The sequence below is a fragment of the Vibrio sp. MEBiC08052 genome, from assembly GCF_001506075.1.
Classification (GTDB): domain Bacteria; phylum Pseudomonadota; class Gammaproteobacteria; order Enterobacterales; family Vibrionaceae; genus Vibrio.
Genome location: NZ_KQ947476.1, coordinates 90,348 through 114,879, shown reverse-complemented (window position 1 = coordinate 114,879; position 24,532 = coordinate 90,348). Strand labels below are relative to the sequence as shown.

General features: G+C 45.3%; 19 protein-coding genes. 12 read left to right on the top strand and 7 right to left on the bottom strand.

The window, feature by feature from the left end:
- The first annotated feature begins 299 nt into the window (after positions 1-299).
- The 8 genes from secE to rpoC all read left to right on the top strand — a co-directional run bounded on the left by secE (position 300) and on the right by rpoC (position 12,247).
- Positions 300-683, top strand: a complete 384-nt coding sequence (gene secE, locus VRK_RS17955) for a preprotein translocase subunit SecE (protein WP_021021756.1) — start codon at positions 300-302, stop codon at positions 681-683.
- Positions 684-695: 12 nt separating this feature from the next.
- The gene (gene nusG / locus VRK_RS17950) at positions 696-1,244 is read left to right on the top strand and encodes a transcription termination/antitermination protein NusG (protein ID WP_059122886.1); all 549 of its coding nucleotides are present in this window, start codon (positions 696-698) and stop codon (positions 1,242-1,244) included.
- Positions 1,245-1,373: 129 nt separating this feature from the next.
- Complete coding sequence (gene rplK, locus VRK_RS17945) at positions 1,374-1,802, top strand: 50S ribosomal protein L11 (protein ID WP_059122885.1); 429 nt, start codon at positions 1,374-1,376, stop codon at positions 1,800-1,802.
- Positions 1,803-1,806: 4 nt separating this feature from the next.
- Complete coding sequence (rplA, locus tag VRK_RS17940) at positions 1,807-2,508, top strand: 50S ribosomal protein L1 (protein WP_059122884.1); 702 nt, start codon at positions 1,807-1,809, stop codon at positions 2,506-2,508.
- A gap of 265 nt (positions 2,509-2,773) precedes the next feature.
- On the top strand, positions 2,774-3,265 hold the full coding sequence (gene rplJ, locus VRK_RS17935) for a 50S ribosomal protein L10 (protein WP_059122883.1): 492 nt from the start codon (positions 2,774-2,776) through the stop codon (positions 3,263-3,265).
- 57 nt (positions 3,266-3,322) lie between these two features.
- Positions 3,323-3,694 (top strand): 50S ribosomal protein L7/L12, encoded by a 372-nt coding sequence (gene rplL, locus VRK_RS17930; protein WP_059122882.1) that lies wholly within the window; start codon positions 3,323-3,325, stop codon positions 3,692-3,694.
- A 240-nt stretch (positions 3,695-3,934) separates the two neighbouring features.
- The gene (gene rpoB, locus VRK_RS17925) at positions 3,935-7,966 is read left to right on the top strand and encodes a DNA-directed RNA polymerase subunit beta (protein ID WP_059122881.1); all 4,032 of its coding nucleotides are present in this window, start codon (positions 3,935-3,937) and stop codon (positions 7,964-7,966) included.
- 78 nt (positions 7,967-8,044) lie between these two features.
- A complete protein-coding gene (gene rpoC / locus VRK_RS17920; protein WP_059122880.1) occupies positions 8,045-12,247 on the top strand; it encodes a DNA-directed RNA polymerase subunit beta' in 4,203 nt (1,400 codons plus the stop codon).
- 106 nt (positions 12,248-12,353) lie between these two features.
- On the opposite strand, the gene VRK_RS17915 is transcribed toward rpoC, so the two are convergent.
- Positions 12,354-12,842, bottom strand: a complete 489-nt coding sequence (locus tag VRK_RS17915; protein ID WP_059122879.1) for an Rsd/AlgQ family anti-sigma factor — start codon at positions 12,840-12,842, stop codon at positions 12,354-12,356.
- Positions 12,843-13,012: 170 nt separating this feature from the next.
- Here VRK_RS17915 and nudC point away from each other — a divergent pair, with 170 nt between their 5' ends.
- From nudC to VRK_RS17900, 3 genes are all read left to right on the top strand, one after another.
- Positions 13,013-13,804 (top strand): NAD(+) diphosphatase, encoded by a 792-nt coding sequence (gene nudC, locus VRK_RS17910; protein ID WP_059122878.1) that lies wholly within the window; start codon positions 13,013-13,015, stop codon positions 13,802-13,804.
- 237 nt (positions 13,805-14,041) lie between these two features.
- Positions 14,042-15,106, top strand: a complete 1,065-nt coding sequence (gene hemE / locus VRK_RS17905) for a uroporphyrinogen decarboxylase (RefSeq protein WP_059122877.1) — start codon at positions 14,042-14,044, stop codon at positions 15,104-15,106.
- Positions 15,107-15,180: 74 nt separating this feature from the next.
- Complete coding sequence (locus tag VRK_RS17900; protein WP_059123219.1) at positions 15,181-15,819, top strand: TetR/AcrR family transcriptional regulator; 639 nt, start codon at positions 15,181-15,183, stop codon at positions 15,817-15,819.
- Positions 15,820-15,906: 87 nt separating this feature from the next.
- On the opposite strand, the gene VRK_RS17895 is transcribed toward VRK_RS17900, so the two are convergent.
- From VRK_RS17895 to rsgA, 6 genes are all read right to left on the bottom strand, one after another.
- Positions 15,907-17,037: a murein hydrolase activator EnvC family protein gene (locus VRK_RS17895; RefSeq protein WP_059123218.1), complete on the bottom strand. Its 1,131-nt coding sequence runs from the start codon at positions 17,035-17,037 to the stop codon at positions 15,907-15,909.
- Positions 17,038-17,225: 188 nt separating this feature from the next.
- Positions 17,226-18,755, bottom strand: a complete 1,530-nt coding sequence (gene gpmM, locus VRK_RS17890; protein WP_059122876.1) for a 2,3-bisphosphoglycerate-independent phosphoglycerate mutase — start codon at positions 18,753-18,755, stop codon at positions 17,226-17,228.
- 185 nt (positions 18,756-18,940) lie between these two features.
- Positions 18,941-19,822, bottom strand: a complete 882-nt coding sequence (locus VRK_RS17885; RefSeq protein ID WP_059122875.1) for a DMT family transporter — start codon at positions 19,820-19,822, stop codon at positions 18,941-18,943.
- A gap of 209 nt (positions 19,823-20,031) precedes the next feature.
- Entirely contained in the window at positions 20,032-21,447 is a 1,416-nt protein-coding gene (locus tag VRK_RS17880) for an SLC13 family permease (protein WP_059122874.1), read from the bottom strand.
- Between the two features lie 225 nt (positions 21,448-21,672).
- The gene (asd, locus tag VRK_RS17875) at positions 21,673-22,536 is read right to left on the bottom strand and encodes an archaetidylserine decarboxylase (protein ID WP_059123217.1); all 864 of its coding nucleotides are present in this window, start codon (positions 22,534-22,536) and stop codon (positions 21,673-21,675) included.
- An 85-nt stretch (positions 22,537-22,621) separates the two neighbouring features.
- Positions 22,622-23,683 carry a small ribosomal subunit biogenesis GTPase RsgA gene (gene rsgA, locus VRK_RS17870; RefSeq protein ID WP_059122873.1) on the bottom strand — a complete coding sequence of 354 codons (1,062 nt, stop codon included), beginning with the start codon at positions 23,681-23,683 and terminating at the stop codon, positions 22,622-22,624.
- A gap of 139 nt (positions 23,684-23,822) precedes the next feature.
- Between rsgA and orn the strand changes: the two genes are divergently transcribed.
- Complete coding sequence (gene orn, locus VRK_RS17865) at positions 23,823-24,368, top strand: oligoribonuclease (RefSeq protein WP_059122872.1); 546 nt, start codon at positions 23,823-23,825, stop codon at positions 24,366-24,368.
- Positions 24,369-24,532 lie beyond the last annotated feature (164 nt).

Below are 24,532 nucleotides of genomic sequence, written 5' to 3'. Positions count from 1 at the left end.
CGATGGATGAAGGTCTGCGTTTTGCGATCCGTGAAGGTGGTCGTACAGTTGGTGCTGGTGTTGTAGCAAAAATCCTTGCATAATGATTTGACTCCGCACTAGTAAAAAGGGCATCATTTGATGCCCTTTTTCTGCGCTGAAGATTTATTTTGACGGTTTGTTAGTCAAAAGTAAAAGGTTTGAGACAGAGAAGGTGTCTTTGTTTCTGAAAATAAGCTTCGAACGCTTATTTTTGTTAGTTTGCCCTGCAACAGTGGGGTTTATTGTCGTCTATATTTAGATTTGTGACAGGTTGGGTTATGAAAGCAAATCATGCTGAAACTCCTGAGAGCTCAAATGCAGCAGATAAACTGAAGTGGTTGATTGCTATTGTTCTGTTGGCTGCCGCTGTTGTGGGTAACTCCTTTTATGGTGAAACGGTTTCTGTCGTTATTCGTTCTGCTGGTGTTATTGTCTTAATTGCTGCCGCATTAGGTATTGCAGCGATTACTGTGAAAGGTAAAGAAGCGGTGAGCTTCGCGCGAGAAGCGCGTATGGAAATTCGCAAAGTAATATGGCCTACACGTCAGGAAACCGTGCAAACCACATTAATTGTTTTGGCCGTCTGTGTTGTGATGGCTCTGGCACTATGGGGTATTGACGGTATTATGGTTCGCCTTGTTGCATTTGCGACTGGAGTATAGAGGGTTTAATTCATGAGTGAAGCTCCCAAAAAACGCTGGTATGTTGTTCAAGCCTTCTCTGGATTTGAAGGACGAGTGGCACAGTCACTACGTGAACATATCAAAATGCATGAAATGGAAGAGTTGTTTGGTGAAGTATTAGTACCAACGGAAGAAGTTGTCGAAATGCGTGCCGGCCAACGCCGTAAAAGTGAAAGAAAATTCTTCCCTGGATATGTACTCGTCCAGATGATCATGAATGATGAATCTTGGCATTTGGTGCGTAGTGTTCCTCGAGTGATGGGATTTATCGGTGGGACATCTGATCGTCCGGCACCAATTACCGATAAAGAAGCAGATGCGATATTGAATCGTCTGGAGAAAGCTAGCGAAGCGCCACGACCGAAAACAATGTTTGAAGCTGGTGAAGTCGTTCGGGTTAACGATGGACCATTTGCTGATTTCAACGGTACTGTTGAAGAGGTTGATTATGAGAAGAGCCGTTTAAAAGTCTCTGTCTCAATATTCGGCCGGGCAACGCCAGTTGAGCTTGAATTCGGTCAGGTTGAAAAACTAGATTAAAAAATCATCTTTTTGGACTTGTTTAAGGCGCGAAATTTGACTATAATCTCGCGCCTTTTTACAGGTCTTCACTAGAAACGGGGAGCTGATCAGTGGATTAGCGTTAGTACCCATTATGTAGGAAATATCATGGCTAAGAAAGTTGAAGCTTATATCAAGCTGCAAGTTGCAGCAGGTATGGCAAACCCAAGTCCACCAGTTGGTCCAGCACTGGGTCAGCGTGGTGTTAACATTATGGAATTCTGTAAGGCGTTTAACGCGAAAACAGAATCTGTAGAGAAAGGTCTTCCGATTCCAGTTGTTATCACTGTATACAGCGACCGTTCTTTCACTTTTGAAACTAAGACACCACCGGCGGCTGTTCTTCTGAAGAAAGCAGCAGGTATTAAGTCTGGCTCTGGTCGTCCTAATACAGAAAAAGTGGGCACAGTAACTGACGCGCAAATTCAGGAAATCGCAGAAACTAAAGCTGCGGATATGACTGGTGCAGATATCGAAGCAATGAAGCGTTCTATCGCGGGTACTGCTCGTTCAATGGGTCTAGTGGTAGAGGGTTAATATCATGGCAAAACTAACTAAGCGTATGCGTACTATCCGCGAAAAAGTGGATGTTACTAAAGAGTATGATATCAATGAAGCTGTTGCATTGCTGAAAGAGCTGGCAACTGCAAAATTTGTTGAATCTGTTGACGTTGCTGTGAACTTAGGTATCGACGCACGTAAATCTGATCAGAATGTTCGTGGTGCAACTGTACTGCCTCATGGTACTGGTCGTGAAGTCCGTGTCGCTGTTTTCACTCAAGGTGCAAACGCTGATGCAGCAAAAGAAGCTGGTGCTGACCTTGTTGGTATGGAAGATCTTGCTGAGCAAGTGAAAAAAGGCGAACTGAACTTTGACGTTGTTGTTGCATCTCCAGATGCAATGCGTGTTGTGGGTCAGTTAGGTACTATCCTTGGTCCTCGTGGTCTGATGCCAAACCCTAAAGTTGGTACTGTAACACCAAACGTTGCTGAAGCGGTTAAGAACGCTAAGGCTGGTCAGGTTCGTTACCGTAATGACAAAAATGGGATCATCCATACAACAATCGGTAAGGTTTCTTTCGATGTTGAACAATTGAAAGAAAACTTAGAAGCACTGATTGTTGCACTGAAAAAAGCAAAACCATCTACATCGAAAGGGGCTTATGTGAAGAAAATAAGTCTTTCTACAACGATGGGCGCTGGTGTTGCTATTGATCAGGCAACTTTAAGCACTCAAGCTTAATCTATTTGCTAAGGCGTAAAATTTATGTATAATTTTGCGCCTAATATTTGTGGTTGGGGCTGAACCTTGGTTCTTTGAACTATAATCCAGTCTCCGTCCAAGACCGTAGGCGTCGTCTCTGACGGCTTAATTAAACCTACGTAGATGGTGCCCGAACTGACGAAAGCTCTATTTTTTATAACTTTCTTCTGGGACTGCACCTAAAAAGCTCTCACTGTTGATGAAAATAGTGAGTGGTGTAACGACAACCAGGAGTAAATCCAAGATGGCTTTAAATCTTCAAGACAAAAAAGCAATTGTTGCTGAAGTCAACGAAGCAGCCAGTGGTGCACTTTCTGCAGTTGTTGCTGATTCTCGTGGTGTTGAAGTAAGTGCGATGACTTCTCTGCGTAAACAGGCTCGTGAAGCCGGCGTTTACATGAGAGTTGTTCGTAACACACTAGCACGCCGCGCAGTTGAAGGCACAGACTACGAATGTCTGAAAGAGGTATTCGTAGGTCCTACTTTGATTGGTTTCTCTACTGAGCACCCAGGTGCTGCAGCGCGTCTTTTTAAAGACTTTGCGAAAGAGAATAAAAATTTTGAGATCAAAGCAGCTGCATTCGAAGGTTCTATCGCTGATGTCGAAGTACTAGCAACTCTACCAACTTACGACGAAGCTATTGCACGTCTGATGATGTGTATGAAAGAAGCTTCTGCTGGCAAGTTGGCACGTACTATCGCTGCTATCCGCGACCAAAAACAAGAAGCTGCATAAGGCTTGCTTTTTACTGGTTGCTTATTAAACTAATTGTTGACTTAGAAGAGAATTGTTATGTCTATTACTAACGAGCAAATCCTAGACGCTATTGCAGAAATGTCTGTAATGCAAGTTGTTGAACTGATCGAAGCAATGGAAGAGAAATTTGGTGTTTCTGCTGCCGCTGCTGTTGTTGCTGGTGGCGCTGCTGCTGGTGGTGAAGCTGCTGTTGAACAAACTGAATTCGACGTTATCCTAACTTCTGCTGGCGCGAACAAAGTTGCTGTAATCAAAGCAGTTCGTGGCGCAACTGGTCTGGGTCTGAAAGAAGCGAAAGCTCTTGTTGACGGCGCTCCGGCTCCGATCAAAGAAGGTGCTGAGAAAGCAGAAGCTGAAGCTCTTAAAGCACAACTTGAAGAAGCTGGTGCAACTGTTGAGCTTAAGTAATTCTTACTTAATCGCTTAGCCGAAAGGCTAATGGCTGGTGGTTTATTGACCACCGGCCTTTTTGCGCTGTAGGGTGTCGATGAATTTTCCTACTGTTTAGTCATTCGACATCCGTGCAAAAAAACGTTTATCTCAACGTGGTTAAACGTCACTACAATAAACAGTTAGTTAGTCACTGCCGTTTCCCTTTAATGCAAAGGCGGGCAGTTTGGGTCACTTATCAGCGAGCTGAGGAACCCCATGGTTTACTCCTATACCGAGAAAAAGCGCATCCGCAAGGACTTTGGTACTCGTCCACAAGTGTTGGACATTCCATACCTGCTATCGATCCAGCTCGATTCGTTCGACAAATTTATCGAACAGGATCCTGAAGGACAATATGGTCTAGAGGCTGCTTTTCGTTCTGTGTTTCCTATCCAGAGCTATAATGGCAACTCTGAGCTGCAATACGTTAGCTACCGTCTTGGTGAGCCAGTTTTTGATGTGAAAGAATGTCAAATTCGTGGTGTAACTTATTCAAAACCTCTGCGTGTAAAATTACGCTTGGTTATTTTTGATAAAGACGCACCAGCGGGTACTGTCAAAGATATTAAAGAACAAGAAGTCTACATGGGTGAAATCCCACTCATGACAGATAATGGTACTTTTGTAATTAATGGTACTGAGAGGGTTATCGTATCCCAGCTGCACCGAAGCCCCGGCGTGTTCTTCGACAGCGATAAGGGTAAGACCCACTCATCTGGAAAAGTCCTTTATAACGCACGTATCATTCCTTACCGTGGTTCGTGGCTTGATTTCGAATTCGATCCGAAAGACAACTTGTATGTTCGTATCGACCGTCGTCGCAAACTACCAGCTTCTATTATTCTGCGTGCGTTAGGGAAAACAACAGAAGAAATTTTGGATATTTTCTTCGAAAAAATCCATTTCGAAGTGAAAGATCAAACGCTGATGATGGCTTTGATTCCTGAACGTTTACGTGGTGAAACTGCCAGCTTCGATATCGAAGCAAACGGAACGGTTTATATCGAAAAAGGACGTCGCGTTACTGCTCGTCATATTCGTCAACTGGAAAAAGACGCTGTTGAATTTATCGAAGTGCCTGTTGAATATATTGTCGGCAAGGTCGCAGCGAAAGATTATGTGAATGAAGCGACGGGAGAGCTGATTGTTGCAGCAAACCAAGAGCTGAGTCTCGAAGCGTTAGCTAATCTCTCTCAAGCTGGTTATAAGAAGATTGAGGTTCTATATACCAATGACCTTGATCACGGCTCATTTATGTCAGATACGTTGCGTATCGACAGCACAACAGATCGTATTTCAGCACTTGTTGAAATCTATCGAATGATGCGCCCTGGTGAGCCACCAACAAAAGAGGCCGCAGAAACACTGTTTGATAGTCTGTTCTTCTCGGAAGACCGTTATGATCTTTCAACCGTTGGACGGATGAAGTTCAACAGTTCTATTGAACGTGATGATGCAGAAGATCTAGGTACGCTTGATGAATTCGATATCATCGAAGTAATGAAAAAACTGATCGCGATCCGTAATGGTATCGGTGAAGTCGATGATATAGACCACTTGGGTAACCGCCGAATTCGTAGTGTCGGTGAAATGGCTGAAAACCAATTCCGTGTCGGCCTTGTTCGTGTTGAGCGTGCGGTCAAAGAGCGTTTGAGTCTGGGTGATCTAGACAACGTCATGCCACAAGATCTGATCAATGCCAAGCCTATTTCGGCAGCAGTGAAAGAATTCTTCGGTTCTTCTCAGCTATCTCAGTTTATGGACCAGAACAACCCGCTGTCAGAAGTGACGCATAAACGTCGTATTTCTGCATTGGGTCCTGGCGGTCTGACGCGTGAGCGTGCTGGCTTTGAAGTGCGAGACGTTCACGTGACGCACTATGGACGTTTATGTCCGATTGAGACACCTGAAGGACCAAACATCGGTCTGATCAACTCACTGTCTGCGTTTGCACGCTGTAATGAATATGGTTTCCTTGAAACGCCATACCGTCGTGTTGTTGACGGGATTGTCACCGATGAAGTGGAATACTTGTCTGCGATCGAAGAAGGTCAGTTCGTTATTGCTCAGGCAAACGCTAAGCTGACTGAAGAAAGCACGTTTGCTGATGAATTGATCACCGCTCGTCAAAAAGGTGAATCGGGTCTGCACCCTCGTGAACACGTCAACTATATGGACGTTGCGACCAACCAAGTTGTATCGATTGCAGCATCGCTCATCCCATTCCTTGAGCACGATGATGCGAACCGTGCCTTGATGGGTGCGAACATGCAACGTCAGGCTGTACCAACCCTTCGTGCTGATAAGCCGTTGGTCGGTACTGGTATTGAACGTAATGTCGCTGTGGATTCTGGTGTAACTGCTGTTGCCAAGCGTGGTGGTCATGTTCAGTCTGTTGACGCTTCTCGTATCGTTATCAAAGTCAATGAAGATGAGTTGATTCCGGGCGAAGCAGGGATTGATATCTATAACCTGACCAAATATACACGTTCTAACCAGAACACATGTATTAACCAGCGTCCTTGCGTGATGCCGGGCGAACCTGTTGCCCGTGGTGATGTGCTTGCTGATGGTCCTTCAACCGATTTGGGTGAACTGGCACTTGGGCAAAATATGCGTATCGCATTTATGCCTTGGAATGGTTACAACTTCGAGGACTCGATCCTTGTTTCTGAGCGTGTTGTTCAGGAAGACCGGTTTACAACCATTCACATTCAAGAGCTTTCTTGTGTGGCGCGTGATACTAAGCTCGGTGCTGAAGAGATCACCGCGGATATTCCAAACGTTGGTGAAGCGGCACTATCCAAGCTTGATGAGTCCGGCATTGTCTACATCGGTGCTGAAGTCAAAGGCGGCGATATTCTGGTTGGTAAAGTGACGCCAAAAGGCGAAACGCAACTGACACCGGAGGAGAAGCTACTCCGTGCGATCTTTGGTGAAAAAGCGTCAGACGTTAAAGATACTTCACTGCGTGTACCAAACTCTGTTTCAGGAACGATTATCGATGTTCAAGTCTTCACTCGTGACGGCGTTGAAAAAGATAAACGTGCACTTGAAATCGAACAGATGCAGCTAAAAGAAGCGAAAAAAGACCTGACAGAAGAGTTCCAAATTCTGGAAGGTGGTTTGCTTGCCCGTGTTAAATCGGTTCTGTTGTCTGGCGGTTATTCTGAAGCGAAGCTTCATTCGATTGAACGCAAGAGATGGCTGGAACAAACTCTGGAAGATGATGAGCTTCAGTCACAACTTGAACAGCTTGCAGAACAGTGGGATGAGCTAAAAGCTGATTTCGATAAGAAATTTGAAGCGAAGCGCCGCAAGATCACACAAGGTGATGACCTTGCCCCGGGTGTTCTGAAAATCGTCAAAGTTTATTTAGCGGTCAAACGCCGTATTCAGCCGGGTGATAAAATGGCTGGTCGTCATGGTAACAAAGGGGTTATCTCCAAAATTAACCCTGTAGAAGACATGCCATATGACGAAAACGGTCGCCCTGTTGATATCGTACTGAACCCACTGGGTGTACCATCTCGGATGAACATCGGTCAGATTCTTGAAGTTCACTTAGGTGCAGCTGCAAAAGGAATCGGTGACAAGATCAACCAGATGGTGAAAGAGCAGCAAGAAATTGCCAAACTGCGTGAGTTCTTACAGGAAGTTTATACATTAGGTAATGACATTCGTCAGAAAGTGGATATTTCAGCCCTTTCAGATGACGATGTTCGCACTTTAGCGAATAACTTACGTAATGGTCTTCCAGTTGCGACGCCAGTATTCGACGGTGCAACAGAGCCAGAAATCAAGCAACTGCTGAAATTGGCAGATCTGCCTGAATCCGGTCAGTTGACATTGTTTGATGGCCGTACCGGTGATGCTTTCGAGCGTCCGGTTACTGTCGGCTACATGTACATGCTGAAACTGAACCACTTGGTTGACGATAAGATGCATGCGCGTTCAACCGGTTCTTACAGCCTTGTAACTCAGCAACCACTTGGTGGTAAAGCTCAGTTCGGTGGTCAGCGGTTCGGTGAGATGGAAGTGTGGGCACTTGAAGCTTATGGTGCTGCTTATACACTTCAAGAAATGCTGACGGTGAAATCCGATGACGTGAATGGTCGGACGAAGATGTATAAAAACATCGTTGACGGCAATCACAGCATGGAACCGGGTATGCCTGAATCGTTCAACGTATTGTTGAAAGAGATTCGCTCACTGGGTATCAACATTGAGCTAGAAGACGAAGAGTAATTCTGTTCTAAGTTAGAATAGAGTTATCTGGTAGAAAGGCGCGACCTAGCGCCTTTTAACTCCTTACAGGAGCTGATTGTGAAAGACTTATTAAACTTTCTGAAAGCACAGCACAAGACCGAAGAATTTGATGCAATCAAAATCGGTCTTTCTTCACCTGATATGATCCGTTCGTGGTCATTTGGTGAAGTGAAAAAACCTGAAACTATCAACTACCGGACGTTCAAACCGGAGCGTGACGGTTTGTTTTGTGCGCGTATTTTTGGTCCGGTAAAAGACTATGAGTGTCTTTGCGGAAAGTACAAGCGTTTGAAACACCGTGGTGTGATTTGTGAAAAATGTGGCGTTGAAGTCACTCAGACTAAAGTTCGTCGTGACCGTATGGGACACATTGAACTGGCGTCTCCTGTTGCTCACATCTGGTTTCTGAAATCGCTTCCGTCTCGTATCGGCCTCTTAATGGATATGCCGCTGCGCGATATCGAACGTGTACTTTATTTTGAAATGTATGTCGTTACCGAACCGGGAATGACCGATCTGGAAAAAGGTCAGTTATTGACTGAAGAAGAGTATCTGGATCGTCTGGAAGAATGGGGCGACGAATTTACAGCGAAAATGGGCGCTGAAGCCATTAAGGACCTGCTAGGTTCCATGGATATGCACCATGAAGCTGAAGTGATGCGTGAAGAGTTAAATACAACAAACTCTGAAACAAAACGTAAAAAAGTGACTAAGCGTTTGAAGCTGGTTGAAGCCTTTATTGCTTCCGGAAACAACCCTGAGTGGATGATTCTGACCGTGCTTCCTGTTTTGCCACCCGATTTACGTCCTTTAGTTCCTTTGGATGGCGGTCGTTTTGCAACCTCTGATCTGAATGACTTATATCGCCGTGTGATTAACCGTAACAACCGTTTGAAGCGTCTGCTTGAGCTTGCTGCTCCGGATATTATTGTCCGTAACGAAAAACGAATGCTACAGGAATCAGTCGATGCGTTGTTGGATAACGGACGTCGTGGCCGTGCGATTACCGGTTCAAACAAGCGTCCGCTGAAATCGCTTGCGGATATGATCAAAGGTAAACAAGGTCGTTTCCGTCAGAACCTGCTGGGTAAACGTGTTGACTATTCAGGTCGTTCTGTAATCACCGTTGGTCCATACCTGCGTCTGCATCAGTGCGGTCTGCCGAAAAAAATGGCTTTAGAACTGTTTAAACCATTTATCTACAGCAAGTTAGAAACTCGTGGTCTGGCGACGACGATCAAAGCTGCGAAGAAAATGGTTGAACGTGAAGAGCCGGTCGTATGGGATATCCTGGATGAAGTTATCCGTGAACACCCTGTACTTCTGAACCGTGCACCGACACTTCACCGTTTGGGGATTCAGGCTTTTGAACCTGTTCTGATCGAAGGGAAAGCAATTCAGCTACATCCATTGGTGTGTGCGGCTTATAACGCGGACTTCGACGGTGACCAAATGGCAGTTCATGTGCCATTGACACTTGAAGCACAGCTTGAAGCTCGTACGCTGATGATGTCAACCAACAATATTCTGTCGCCAGCATCTGGTGAGCCAATCATCGTACCATCACAGGACGTTGTTTTGGGTCTCTACTATATGACGCGTGAAAAGATTAATGCACCGGGTGAGGGAATGTACCTTGCTGGTCCTGCGGAAGCAGAGAAAGCATATCGCACCAAATCTGCTGCGCTCCATGCACGCGTAAAAGTTCGCATCACAGAAACTGTCCGTGATGAAGACGGCCGTGAAACGACAGAAACGAAAATGGTTGATACCACTATCGGTCGTGCAATGCTGTGGCAAATCGTACCAAGAGGTCTGCCATATAGCCTAGTCAACCAAAAACTAGGTAAGAAGCAAATTTCGAATTTGTTAAACGAGGCTTATCGTAAACTGGGTCTGAAAGACACAGTTATCTTTGCTGACCAAATCATGTATACAGGTTTTGCTTATGCGGCACTGTCTGGCGTTTCGGTCGGTATTGACGATATGGTTGTACCGCCAGCGAAATATACAGAGATCTCTGAAGCAGAAGAAGAAGTTCGCGAAATTCAGGAGCAATTCCAATCTGGTCTTGTGACTGCTGGAGAACGATATAACAAGGTGATCGATATCTGGGCTTCAACCAACGATCGTGTTGCGAAAGCTATGATGGAAAACCTGTCTTCTGAAACGGTTATCAACCGTCAGGGTGATGAAGAGAAGCAAGAGTCATTCAATAGTATTTACATGATGGCTGACTCCGGTGCCCGGGGTTCTGCAGCTCAGATTCGTCAGTTGGCCGGTATGCGTGGTTTGATGGCTCGTCCGGATGGTTCGATCATCGAAACTCCGATTACGGCGAACTTTAAAGAAGGTCTGAACGTTCTTCAGTACTTTATCTCAACGCACGGTGCTCGTAAGGGTCTGGCAGATACGGCACTGAAAACAGCGAACTCAGGTTATCTGACTCGTCGTCTCGTTGACGTTGCACAAGATGTTGTGGTCACTGAGCATGACTGTGGGACGCACGAAGGTGTCGAAATGATGCCGCATATCGAAGGTGGCGATGTTAAAGTTGCTTTGACTGAACTTGCTTTGGGTCGTGTGGTTGCAGAAGATGTTCTCAAGCCTGGTACCGAAGAAATTCTGATTCCTCGTAACACATTGATCGACGAGAAATGGTGTCAGATCATCGATGAGAATTCAGTTGATCAGTTGAGAGTTCGTTCAGTTGTAACTTGTGATTCTGACTTCGGCTGTTGTGCTCAATGTTATGGTCGTGATCTTGCTCGTGGTCATCTGGTCAACCAAGGTGAAGCTGTTGGGGTTATCGCAGCACAATCTATCGGTGAACCGGGTACTCAGTTAACGATGCGTACGTTCCACATCGGTGGTGCAGCATCGACAGCAGCGGCAGAGAACAGTATTCAGACGAAGAACAAAGGTTCTGTGAAACTGAATAATGCGAAATTTGTAACCAACAAAAACGGTAAGCTTGTGATTACCTCTCGTGCAACTGAACTGACGATTATCGATGAGTTCGGACGGACGAAAGAGAAACACAAACTACCTTACGGTTCCTTGTTGAGCAAAGCTGACGGTGACTTAGTTGATACCGGTGAAGTTGTTGCAAACTGGGAAGCGCACACCATGCCGATCATTACCGAGGTATCAGGTCGTGTCCAATATGTTGACATGATTGATGGCGTGACCGTTTCTCGTCAAATGGATGACTTAACAGGTCTGTCTTCAAGTGAAGTGACAGAAGCTGCTGCCCGTCCTTCTGCCGGTAAAGATATGCGTCCAGCAATCAAACTGGTTGATGAGCAAGGCCGTGATGTGATGATTCCTGGTACAGATATGCCAGCTCAGTACTTCCTGCCGGGTAAAGCGATTGTGAACCTGGAAGATGGTGCGGAAGTTGGTGTCGGTGATACGTTGGCTCGTATTCCTCAGAAATCTGGTGGTAACCGAGATATTACCGGTGGTCTGCCTCGCGTTGCGGATCTGTTTGAAGCACGTAAACCAAAAGAACCTGCGATTCTGGCTGAACACACTGGTACTGTGTCATTCGGTAAAGAAACGAAAGGTAAGCGCCGTTTGATTATCACGCGTGAAGGTAGCGATACTTATGAGGAAATGATTCCGAAGCATCGTCAGTTAAACGTGTTTGAAGGTGAGAAAGTCGAACGTGGTGACGTGATTGCCGACGGTCCGGAGTCTCCACACGATATCTTGCGTCTGCGTGGTATTCATGCGGTTACACAGTACATTGCGAATGAAGTTCAGGAAGTTTATCGCTTACAAGGCGTTAAGATTAATGACAAGCACATTGAAACGATTGTTCGTCAGATGTTACGTAAGTGTACTATTACTTTTGCCGGTGATTCTGAGTTCCTCGCTGGAGAACAGGTCGAGTACTCTCAGGTGAAAATTGCTAACCGTCAATTAGTTGCGGAAGGTAAAGAACCTGCACGTTATGAACGTGAACTGTTAGGGATTACTAAAGCCTCTCTGGCAACAGAATCATTTATCTCTGCTGCGTCGTTCCAAGAAACGACTCGCGTACTGACAGAAGCTGCGGTTTCTGGTAAGCGTGATGACTTACGTGGTCTGAAAGAGAATGTTATCGTTGGTCGATTGATTCCTGCCGGTACAGGTTTTGCCTACCATCAAGAACGTCATGCAAGACGTGGTGCGCAAAAAGAAGGTCCATCCGCTGAACAGGCAACGGATAACTTGGCTGCATTACTGAATGCTGGTTTCTCGTCTGATGAGTAATCATTGCTAAATGTAAAAAGGCGCCGCAAGGCGCCTTTTTTATATCAGCCTGATTTTGTGCCAGTTTATGTGCTCTGTGAGGTGAATAACACGATTGATTGAGAACTTATGCTCCGGGAGGAACCGATAAGCTGTCAGCAATCATCTGTATCAACTCATCTTCAAGTTCAAATCGTGCCTCTAATGTTTCCCCTAAGTGAGATAGATCGCGGTCAAAATTTTCCAGATGTTCATCATCTCTGATATCCAAGTACTTATCTGCGAAATTGAGTAAGGGATCTGTTGTCTCAACAATTGAAAAATAAGTTTGGTTGATTTCGTCCGTAGCAGTAAACCCGGTTGATTCCCATTTGGCTTTAACGGTATCGTAGATCTTAAAGTGCCCTGTGGAAATGTAATCGACCAGCTTTTGGCAAAACTCATGAATATCATTGGCTGATGGGAGTTCACTGAGAGCCACTTTGGAAGTACAGGGCTGCAATGAGGCAAGTTTACAATATTGAACGAGTAAAGTTTGTCGGGAGTCTAACCATTGATCTATGACATCACTGGAACCTCCCCACTGCTCTTGTATTCTCTTGAATTTTTTAAGCATGGTTATGCCCTCATGATCTGCTCCCCATAGGGAGATCCTGCTTTGGCAGTTGTGTCTGGAGACACAATATCTTATTCATACGAGAGGGCTATAACATGGTACACTTCCCGCTCTGGTATGAAACTAGATTGCCAGTAAAATAGTCAGACTGCAAGGATATAGGAGCGATCATGTTAGAAAATAGTGAAGTCAGAAACGCTTACTGGTGCGTTGTTTCCGGAAGCGAACTCTGGACTGTGAATAATATGCTACCTTTTGGCACTGCAGAACATTGGTCTCTTCCTGAAGATAAAGCAGTCAAGATTGCAGAATGTGATGGCCACCCAATTTTTTGGTTGAATGAAGCAGATTTAGAACAGCGTTTGCCAATGTCATCACTGAGAACATTACTGAATATTTCTGAATCATTGTTTCTTGCCGCAAGTAAGGCGGTCCAGTATGGTCACATGACACAGACACAGCGGTTCTGCGCCCAATGTGGCGGTCGGAATTATTTTCATCTCCGTGAGTTAGCAATGCAGTGCCATGAGTGTCGGACAATCCATTATCCACGCATCTTTCCTTGTATTATTGTTGCTGTTCGTCGTGATAATGAAATTCTTTTGGCCCAACATGCCCGTCATCAGGGGGGCATGTATACTGTCGTCGCTGGATTTGTTGAGGCAGGAGAGACATTGGAACAGACGGTTGCCCGGGAAGTATTTGAAGAAACGGGCATCCGAGTGGAGAATATCCGGTATTTCGGTAGCCAGCCTTGGGCTTTCCCTTCAAGTATGATGGTCGCTTTTCTGGCCGATTACGCATCAGGGGAAATTCGGATCGATGAGAATGAAATCAGTCACGCGAACTGGTTTTCTCCGCAAAATATGCCGGAGGTTGCACCGGAAGGGACAATTGCCAGAGCATTGATCGAGCAGACACTGGCGGATATTCGTGCACTCAGTGTTTCGTCAATAGGATAAAAAAAACCTCCGAATAAACGGAGGGGTAAGTAAGATGTCGTTATGAGATGTTGAGTAGCGAGTACTCTATTTATTATTATTAATAATATTCATTATTGAACAAATATTTAACACTTAAGCTGAATTGTTGCAAACAATCTGATTTTCTTTTCGTCCGGAACATGATCTTGCTTGCAAAGAATTAAAAAATTTATCTGATATAAGAAGTGATAAAAGCCCTGATTTGGAAGATTAAAAATGACTGAATTAAAGAATGATCGTTATCTGCGTGCGCTTTTGAGGCAACCCATTGATAGAACGCCTATATGGATGATGCGCCAGGCAGGGCGTTATCTCCCTGAGTACCGTGAAGTGAGAGCTCAGGCCGGGGATTTTATGACTTTATGTAAAAATCCTGAATTGGCTTCAGAAGTCACGTTGCAACCGCTACGTCGTTTCTCTCTCGATGCCGCGATTCTGTTTTCTGATATTTTGACGATTCCTGATGCAATGGGACTCGGGCTCTATTTTGAAGCCGGTGAAGGGCCAAAGTTTACCCATCCAATTCAATGTCGGGCGGACGTGAACAAGATCGGAATTCCTGATCCGGAGTGTGAATTACAGTATGTGATGAATGCGGTTCGACAGATTCGTCATGATTTACAAGGTGCTGTTCCGTTAATCGGATTCTCCGGTAGCCCATGGACTCTCGCAACTTATATGGTGGAAGGCGGCAGTTCGAAGGCGTTTACCAAGATCAAGAAGATGATGTACGCTGAGCCAGAGACGTTACATGCGTTACTCGATAAACTGGCAGAAAGCGTCATCCTATACCTGAATGCTCAAATTAAGGCTGGTGCTCAGTCAGTCATGGTGTTTGATACGTGGGGAGGTGTACTGACTCCGCGTGATTATCGTGATTTTTCGCTTCAATATATGCATAAAATCGTCGATGGTTTGATCAAAGTACATGGTAATTATAAAGTACCCGTCACGCTCTTCACCAAGAATGGTGGGATGTGGTTGGAGCAGATTGCTGCAACAGGTTGTGATGCGATTGGACTTGACTGGACAATCAATATTGAAGATGCGAAAGCTCGCGTCGGCGAGCGAGTTGCTTTACAGGGCAATATGGATCCTTCAATGCTATACGCGCCAGCGCAGCGAATTCGGGATGAAGTGGCACAAATCCTGGCAGGATTTGGCAAGGGGAGTGGTCATGTTTTCAATTTAGGACATGGTATTCACTTAGATGTGCCGCCTGAAAATGTTGATATTTTTGTGAATGCTGTTCATGAGTTGTCAGCTCCCTACCACAAATAGTTTTAACTCATTATGGGTCTGCCTCTCTCGGTACCATGATGAAATGTGTGGAACTTGGTCAGATTATGTCTGGTATGAAAACGAAAGATCGAATTATTTTTGCAGCGCTGGAGCTTTTTAACGAACAGGGCGAACGCACGGTTACAACAAACCATATTGCCGCTCATATCCAAATCAGCCCGGGGAATCTGTATTATCATTTCCGGAATAAGCAAGAAATTGTCAGAGCAATTTTTGAGCTTTATTCTCGTGAACTGCTTGAACGCTTTGCTCCACCTCATGGGTATAAAGAGAGTCTGTCACTCCTGAAACATTATTTAGATTCTATTTTTACCCTGATGTGGAAATATCGTTTTTTCTACGCGAATTTGCCGGAAATTCTCCAAAGAGATGAAGTGTTACATGGCTCTTATATCCGCGTTCAGGAAAAACTAAGACATAATTTGGTGAGTATTGTCAGTCGGTTCATCGAGATCGAGTTACTTGATATACCAGAGTCTGAGATGGAATCTTTTGTAACGACGCTCCATATGATTACTGCGAGCTGGTTGAGTTATCGTGCCGCGATGTCACAAAAAGCTCAAGTAACGGAAGAAGTTATTCATCAAGGTATGTTACATGTGATTGCCGTGGTCAAGCCGAGAGCAACAGTCGGTGGCGCGGAACAGTTGCAGATTCTGGAAGAAGGTATCAGAGCCATGCATACTGAATAAATACCATTCTATATTGAGTTAGAATCCACAGCGCTGGTGATAAAGACAGCCCTGTGGATCTTTTATAGTGTGATAAACGTATCCTATTTATTGCAACCAGATGAGTGGGTTCGAAGCCTTACTATTTCTTCTTACTTCAAAATAGAGTGAGGGAATCGGTTGCCCCCCCGTATCGCCTGCCAGTGCGATAGTTTCTCCTGCAGTAACTTTATCACCTTCTTTTTTGAGTAGCGTTTGGTTGAAACCATACAACGTCATATCACCTTGACCGTGGTCGATTAATACAACGAGCCCGTACCCTCGTAGATAATCAGAAAAAACCACACGCCCGGAATAAACCGCTTTGACCGGTTGCCCGTATGCGGCATTGATGACAATCCCTTTCCAATTAATCTGACCTGTTTGGTGGGTGCCGAAACGGTGCAATAATTTCCCTTGGATTGGCCAAGGGAGTTTTCCTCTTTGTCGGGCAAAGCCATCCATCGGTACTTGGCTGCGTTTAGCGGCTTTGGCAATTTCTGCTTTGAGTCTTGATTCATTGCGCTGTAATTCCGCCAGATAATTTTTATCACTGGATATTCGTGAGCGGATTTTATTCACCGTATTTTTGCGTTCTCGCTGGGTTTGCTGAAGCTGATTACGCTTTTGTGTCTGTTGGGAAAGGAGTGATTGGATCTGTTCCTGTTCTTGTTTGAGTTGCTGTTCATGTTGATGCAGCTGTTGCTTGGTTTGTTCTAAATTGTTGATCGTCTCTGAGCGTGCTTGTGCCAGATGCTGGTAGTACTGGCTGATACGATCCTCATCGGAGTCATCTTTCAGGAGACCGGACAAATGATTCGACTGGCGTGTGATGTAATAGGTATGGAGCAACTGTTTCAATCGCTTTGACTGAGCTTCTTTTTGTTGTGCCAGTGTTGTGATGCGCTCTTTTAACTGGCTCAGATTGTGCGTTGAACGTTTGAGCTGGCTTTGGGTTTGGGAGATTTGCTTCTCAAATGAAACAATCTCCAGTTCTTGATTCTTTAGCGTGTTTTGTAAGTTGTCCAGCTGTTTTGTTTGAGAATCAAGCGACTGTTGCTGGCGAGATATTTCATTTTTAACGCCCTGCAGCTCTTGCTTTGATGCAGCATAGCTGCAAAGGTGGAATAACAGCGTGATGAGTAAAATACTAATATGACGCGGCTTTAAATAACGCGAAAGTGTGAAAAATCGAATCATCAAAAACGGCACCATGCTCTTGTATCATGCTTAATTGAAGAAGATGCCCCTCAGTATACAGAAACAATGAAGTGCCTCGACACTGAAATGTAAAAAACTTTCTCTGGCTCTAAAAATAACAGCCCTATATGTTGTATACAGGGCTGCTGTTTTCATTTTGTGTGATTTGAGCCATCAGGCATCAAATCTTAAAACAAGACTTTCCCGGACATTTCTGCAGGAATTTCCATCTCTGTCAGTGCAAGCATGGTTGGTGCCAGATCAGAAAGTTTACCACCGTCTTTGAGCTGAATGGCTTGATTACCCACATAGATCAGTGGCACTGGCAGACTGGTATGTGCTGTATGCGTTCCGCCGGTTTCCGGGTTGACCATCATCTCAGCATTACCATGGTCTGCAGTAATGAGTAGTTGACCATCGACTTCTTTAATGGCTTCAACAACACGACCGATACATTTATCGACGGCTTCACAAGCCTGAACGGCTGCTTCGTAAACACCTGTATGACCGACCATATCACCATTCGGATAATTACAGATGATTGCGTCATATTTGCCAGAGCGGATTGCCGCAACCAATTTGTCGGTGAGCTCTTCAGAACTCATTTCTGGCTGTAGATCGTAAGTCGCAACTTTTGGTGATGCAACGAGTTGACGTTCTTCACCTTCAAATTCGGTTTCGATACCACCATTGAAGAAGAACGTAACGTGTGCGTATTTCTCGGTTTCGGAAATCCGTAGCTGAGTTTTTCCGGATTTAGATAACCACTCACCGTAGGTGTTTGTCAGAGACTCAGGGGGATAAGCACAGTTGAGCGGGATATCTGCAGCATATTGCGTCAGCATCACAAACTCAGCCGCTGGGAATTTTTTCCGTTCAAAACCTGCGAAGTCAGCCACAAATGTCCGTGTGATTTCACGGGCACGGTCAGCGCGATAGTTCATGAAGATAATCGTATCACCATCTTCAATTGCTGCTGACGCTTCTCCTTCAGCCTGAATCACGGTCGCCTGAACGAACTCATCGTTCTCTTCACGGCTATAGGCAGCTTCAAGACCGGCCACGGCACTGTCGTAAGTGAACTCACTTTTTGCCTGTGTCAACAGGTCATAGGCTTTTTGGACCCGATCCCAGTTGTTGTCACGATCCATTGCGTAGTAGCGTCCGACTAAGGAAGCAATACGGCCTTTGCCGAGTTTTGCGAAGAGTTCGTCAAAGCGTTTCAGTGAATCTTCAGCACTGCGTGGTGGTGTATCACGTCCATCAAGGAAGCAGTGCAGGTAGATTTTTTCTGCGCCATGATCTGCTGCCAGTTCAACTGCAGCATAGATATGATCTTCGTGAGAGTGAACGCCACCCGGAGACATCAGCCCCATCAGGTGAACCGCTTTTCCTGCCGCAACGGCCTTATCAATTGCAGCGACTAATGTCTCATTGGTCTGGAATTCACCATCAGCAATTGCTTTGGTTATCCGGGTCAAATCTTGGTAAACAATCCGTCCGGCACCAATATTGGTGTGACCGACTTCTGAATTTCCCATTTGACCATCAGGCAGGCCGACATCCAGACCAGAAGCAGAGATCAGTGTATGAGGGTTGTTTGCAACCAGACTATCCAGTACAGGGGTTTTCGCGTTGTTGATGGCGTTACTTGCGTTGTCTTCACGGTAACCCCAACCGTCAAGAATGACCAAAGCCATTGGCTTCTTTGATGACATAGTGATGACCTCGTCAAATATTGAAATCTAAATTAAAAAACTAACGTAATTTTACTACATTTTATCCAGTGTGATGAGGGTTAAGATCAATGATTCTCCCTATCAATTCAATCCATAGTACCTTACAGTTCATAAATCACACTATTTTATTTTGTTGTTTTTGTACCGCCTTTAGTACACCGGCATTAGTACACCAACATGCCCGTCCCGAGAACGGCAATGATGGCTCCGACCCAAGCAAATCGGTTCGGACGTTGTTTGGTATAAAACCATAAAATCGGTAATAACATTATCGGCGTGGTGGATGAAAGTAACGCAACCATCCCCACGTTCCCTTCCCGGAGCGCGTATAAAATCAGTGTCATTCCCAGTGCCATCGCAAGGAAAGCATTGAGCAGTGTTGTAGAAAATATTTTACGATTTATGGCTTGAGTCGGTCTTGCGATCCGAGCGCCTGATAGGAATAAAACGCTGTGTGCAATAAATGCTGAAATCATACGCAGTGCGGAAGCGGCAACCGGATCAACCGATGTCTGCATCACCGGTTTGGCCAAAATGCCACCGAGAGCCTGACAGAGTGCTGCTAGCAGCCCTAATGCGATTGCGATCCAGACGTTACCATGAATCATTTCGAGCGTACCGGGTTGTGCTTTACGAAAAAATATGGCGATCACAACCCCACTGAAAACGAGCACTGAACCGAGAAATTCCCCGGAGGTCATAGTTTCCTGAAACAGGAAATAGCCGAGAATAGCAGAGAACACCGCATGACAGGAAAAAAGCAGGCCCGCTTGCCTCGGGCCCATACGATTGAAGCAGGCAAATAGTGCGGTATCGCCAATAAAAATACCGATTAAGCCGGATAACATCATCGGAACGATATGCTCAGATTCGACGGTGGCCCAACCGTGAGTGAACCAAGCAAACAACCCCAGCATGAGGGAAGTACAACCCATGCGCCAGCGACTATAGGAAAATGTACCCAGATGTCGCGCCGGGGTGACGGAAAGTATACTGGCGATAGCCCATAAAAAAGCAGCAGCAAGTGCTAACCACTCGTAACCCATAGATGTATCTCTGTATCGAAAGCCGTAAAATAGCGCATCAATATGCCTGAAGCGGATATGAAAACAAAGCAGTTTATACTGTTTATTTTAAAGCGTTTTTACGGAATTGGAGATGGTGGCGTATCCCTCTGTTGACGTGTTACTCCGAAGCAAAAGTAACACGTCTGTGAGGGGCGTTATTGCCATACTCAAACGAGCATCGTTGCGTATCAGGTGAGCATCCAGGTTGCTGAATAGACGATAAGCAATCCAATGATACCAATGAGCGTTCCGATTTTCGCCATGTCTTTACTTTCGATTAAACCTGTCGAGTAAGCTAATGAGTTGGGTGGCGTAGATACAGGCAGGATCATTCCCAGTGAGGCGGAAAATGCGACTACCACGAGCAGTCCTTGTAATCCGCCGATTGCTTGCAGACTCGTCATTGAGCTACCGATAGCTGCAGCGATAGGCATCAATAAGTTAGCTGTTGCCGTATTGGACATAAAGTTGGCCATCAGCCAGCAGACCAGGGATAACGAAATGACCACTGACATTGGCGATAGATTTTGATAATTGATCGAATGAGCTAATGCTTTGGCGAGCCCTGTTTCTTCCAGACCAATGCCAATCGCGATCCCACCTGCGACCAGCCAGAGCACATCCCAGTTAATCTGCTTCAGCTCCTCTTTCCCCATGATTCCGGTCAGGGTGAAAACTGCCAGTGGGATAATCGCCACCACATAGGTGTTCATGCCGTGCAGCGATGTGGTCATCCACAATAAAATCGTGACAGCGAAAGTGATATAAACGGTCACGGCACGCCATGTCGTTTTAAATTGTCCTTTTAGATTCAGTGTCAGGTGACTTTGGGACGATGGAAAAAATTTTTGTAGTAAAAACCATGCAATCGTCATCTGTATCAGCACAAATGGCAGCCCCATAAGCAGCCAAGACAGAAAACTAATACTATTTTCTCCGATCAGGTATTGGAGTGCAATGGCGTTGGGTGGTGTACCGATTGGCGTGGCAATCCCTCCCGTATTGGCGGCGATCGGGATACAGAGTACCAACGCTTTGATGCCTTTATCTCCCGGTTGGGCTGAAGCAACAATCGGTCCCAGTAGTGCAAGCATCATGACCGTTGTCGCTGTATTGGACATAAACATCGAAAAACAGGCCGTGATGAGCATCAGCCCGAGCATGATGAATTTAGGCTGTGTTCCGAATGGCCTGAGCAGCACGCGTGCCAGATTATTGTCCAGCTCATATTTAGAGGCAGCAATCGCCAGTGCAAATCCCCCCATGAATAAAATGATAATCGGTGAAGAAAAGGCACTGAATATGTCGGTATAAGGAATCAGCTCGCCAAACGCATGGCCTTCCGGTGGTTTGCGGAACCAATGTAAGCCCTTATTTGAAATCATAATGAGCTCAAGCGTGATGATGAGAATCGAGGTGGCGAAAACAGGGACGGGTTCCAGAATCCATAATAGGGCAGCCAGTAAGAAAATCGCGAGCAGTCGATGTTGGATCAAGGTCATGTCCGGAATGGGTATCGCATCAATCGGTATCCAGAGCAGAATGAGCGGTGGAAGAAAGCAGAAAAGCAATTTGGTGAGTTGGTTGAGATTGATTTTTTTCATAAACGACACCCATATTTGGAATCTACACATTAGGATAATTTATAGACGGGTATCGGTCTTAGAGAGAGTTAATGTTTTTTGAGACTCAGTCTCTAAGGATGTGATCCAACGTTGACAAGGAGAGAAAATATATTTGTTACAGCTAAGGTTGTTTGACCTGAATTGCTTGAGTCCCAGTCAAGTCACTTAACTGGGACATATAACTTAATTGAGACATATAGAAGGTTATTGTGATTTTCGGTGTGCGTACACATCGCCCATTAATGTGGGCAGGGTTACATCCATCGCATTATCAAAACGGATTTGATCTTTTGCAAATAAGTTGATGACGGTAGAACCGAGTTTAAAACGTCCCATTTCTTGGCCTTTCTTCAGGTGAACCGCTTTGTCTCCTTCCGAAGGATAATCCCAACGATAAATCGAATTACCGCGTGGCGGTGTGATACAACCATCCCAGACACACTCTATGCTGCCAACGATGGTTGCGCCAACCAGAACTTGAGCCAAAGGACCGAATGGCGTATCGAAGATACAGACCAAGCGTTCATTGCGGGCAAATAAATTCGGGACATTCTCGGCTGTGAGTGGGTTGACTGAAAATAAATCACCAGGGATATAAATCATTTGTCGCAAGATACCGTCACAAGGCATATGAACACGGTGATAATCGCGTGGTGATAAATACAGTGTTGCGAACCCTCCGCCGGCGAACTGCTCTGCCAGATCGGGGTCTCCGCCAAGGAGCTCAAGTGCGGAATAGGTGTGGCCCTTTGCTTGAATGAGTTGTCCGTCCATGATAGGGCCAAACTGACTGATACAAGCATCTGCAGGGTAGGCCAACACATCGTTTCCCTCGGCGATCGGTCTGGCTTCCGGTTTGAGTTCACGAACAAAGAAGTCATTGAAGGTTTTAAAATGAGCCGGATCCGTATGCAAGGCCTCATGCATGTTGACTTGATAGTGTTTGATAAACCAGCGGATGACCGAAGTCGTCAGAATTCCAGCTTTTGCCGAAGCAAGTTTCCCCATCAGCCGCGTTAGGGCATGTTGAGGTAACCAGTATTGTAATCCAATTTTAAATTTATCCATGGTTTTCATCCGGTCTCAGAGACTCCATATCAGTTAAACGGCGGCATGTTACTGAATATCCGGCAGGATGTCAGTAGTCACGATTTTACAGGTCCGCTTTTTTATTTCTTGAATACTGTCGATTGGCTTTATTTTCGTTCATGCTCTCCAGAATTCGGTGATAGTTTTCGTATCTGATTTCACTGATATCACCGCTTTCTACCGCTTCACGAATGATACAGCCGGGGTCATCATCATGTTTACAGTCACGGAATTTACAGCCGCCTAAATAGGGGCGAAACTCAACATAAGCTTGAGTGATCTCTTCAGGAGTTAAATGCCATAGTCCGAATTCTCTGACCCCCGGAGAATCGATCAGGTCACCGCCTGTCGGAATATGATAGAGTCTCGCTGCTGTGGTGGTATGTTGACCCAACCCTGAGTTGGCCGACACATCCCCTTCTTCAATTTCCGCTTCCAGATTCGGCAAAATGGCATTGACGAGGCTGGACTTGCCGACACCGGATTGACCGACAAACACGTTGATTTTGTCTTGTAGGTAGGACTCGAGTTGTGTGAGGCCTTCCCTTGTTTTTCGGCTGACGAAAAGAGACGGATAGCCAAGTTTTTCATACGTTGTCATCCAATCCTGGAATTCCAGCTTCTGTTCAGCGCTGAGCAAATCGACTTTATTCAAGACCAAAAGTGGTTGGATATTCAGTGTTTCCGCGACGATCAAGTATCGATCGATGATATTCAGCGACAGTTCAGGAAGCACGGAAGAGACAATAATGATTTGATCGATATTGGCAGCAACAGGTTTTAAACCATCATAGTAATCAGGACGAGTCAGAATCGAATGTCTCGGTTCGACCGCCTCAACAACACCTGAAATACCAGCCATTATGTCGAGCCCTGAACGCCAGATCACCCGATCACCAGAGACCAATGTTTCGATGCCTCGGCGCAGGTTACAGCGATGAATTTCCCGGGTTTGCAAATCTTCGATATCGGCATGTTGACCAAAGCGACTGATAACCAGCCCCTGTTTGGCCGAACCCAGCATCGATTCATCCCATTCCACCGTGGTCTCTTGCTTTAAGCGCTTTGTCTGGTTATGTCGGACACGACGGACTTGTCCTTTCGTTAATTTTTTCTGTTTACCCACAATATTACTTTCACTGTGTTAAAGCTGAGTTGTGTAAACCACCGATGCTGCTGACAGCATTCATGGGTTCAAACTATCTCACCGCGTATAATTTGGGTATAGTACATTTTTTATTATCAAACCTATACAGGTAAGTGTAATGGCTTTAAATGATCAAAATCTGATTTGGATTGATTTAGAGATGACAGGTCTCGATCCGGAAGTACACAAGATTATTGAAATTGCCACGATCGTGACAGATAGCGAATTAAATATTCTGGCTGAAGGTCCGGTGCTCGCGATTCATCAGTCAGAACAAGAGTTGGCCAAAATGGATGAATGGTGTGTAACAACGCATACCCAAAGTGGCTTAGTTGAGCGGATCCGGCAAAGTGCGGTGACCGAAGCTGAAGCAGTCCGGTTGACGATAAAGTTTTTAGAACAATGGGTCCCAAAAGGAAAATCGCCAATCTGTGGGAACAGTATTGGTCAGGATCGGCGTTTTCTGGTGAAGTATATGCCGGAGTTGGAAGCTTATTTTCATTATCGTTATCTGGATGTGAGTACGCTGAAAGAACTGACAAAACGTTGGCGGCCAGAAATTTTGGATGGATTTCAGAAAAAGGGGAGTCATTTAGCGTTGGATGATATCCGAGAATCGATTGCTGAACTGCAATATTACCGAAGAACAATATTGACGATTTGAATGATTTTAGAGCATTACAATGCGATATTGCTCGCTTTTTCTTCAATCTAAAAAAAAACTCAGTTTTTTTAAATGAAAAGCTTGCATCAGAAAAAAATGCTCTTATAATTCGCAGCCCTGAACGACGTAAAGCGTTGTTTTGTGCGACACTAGCTCAGTTGGTA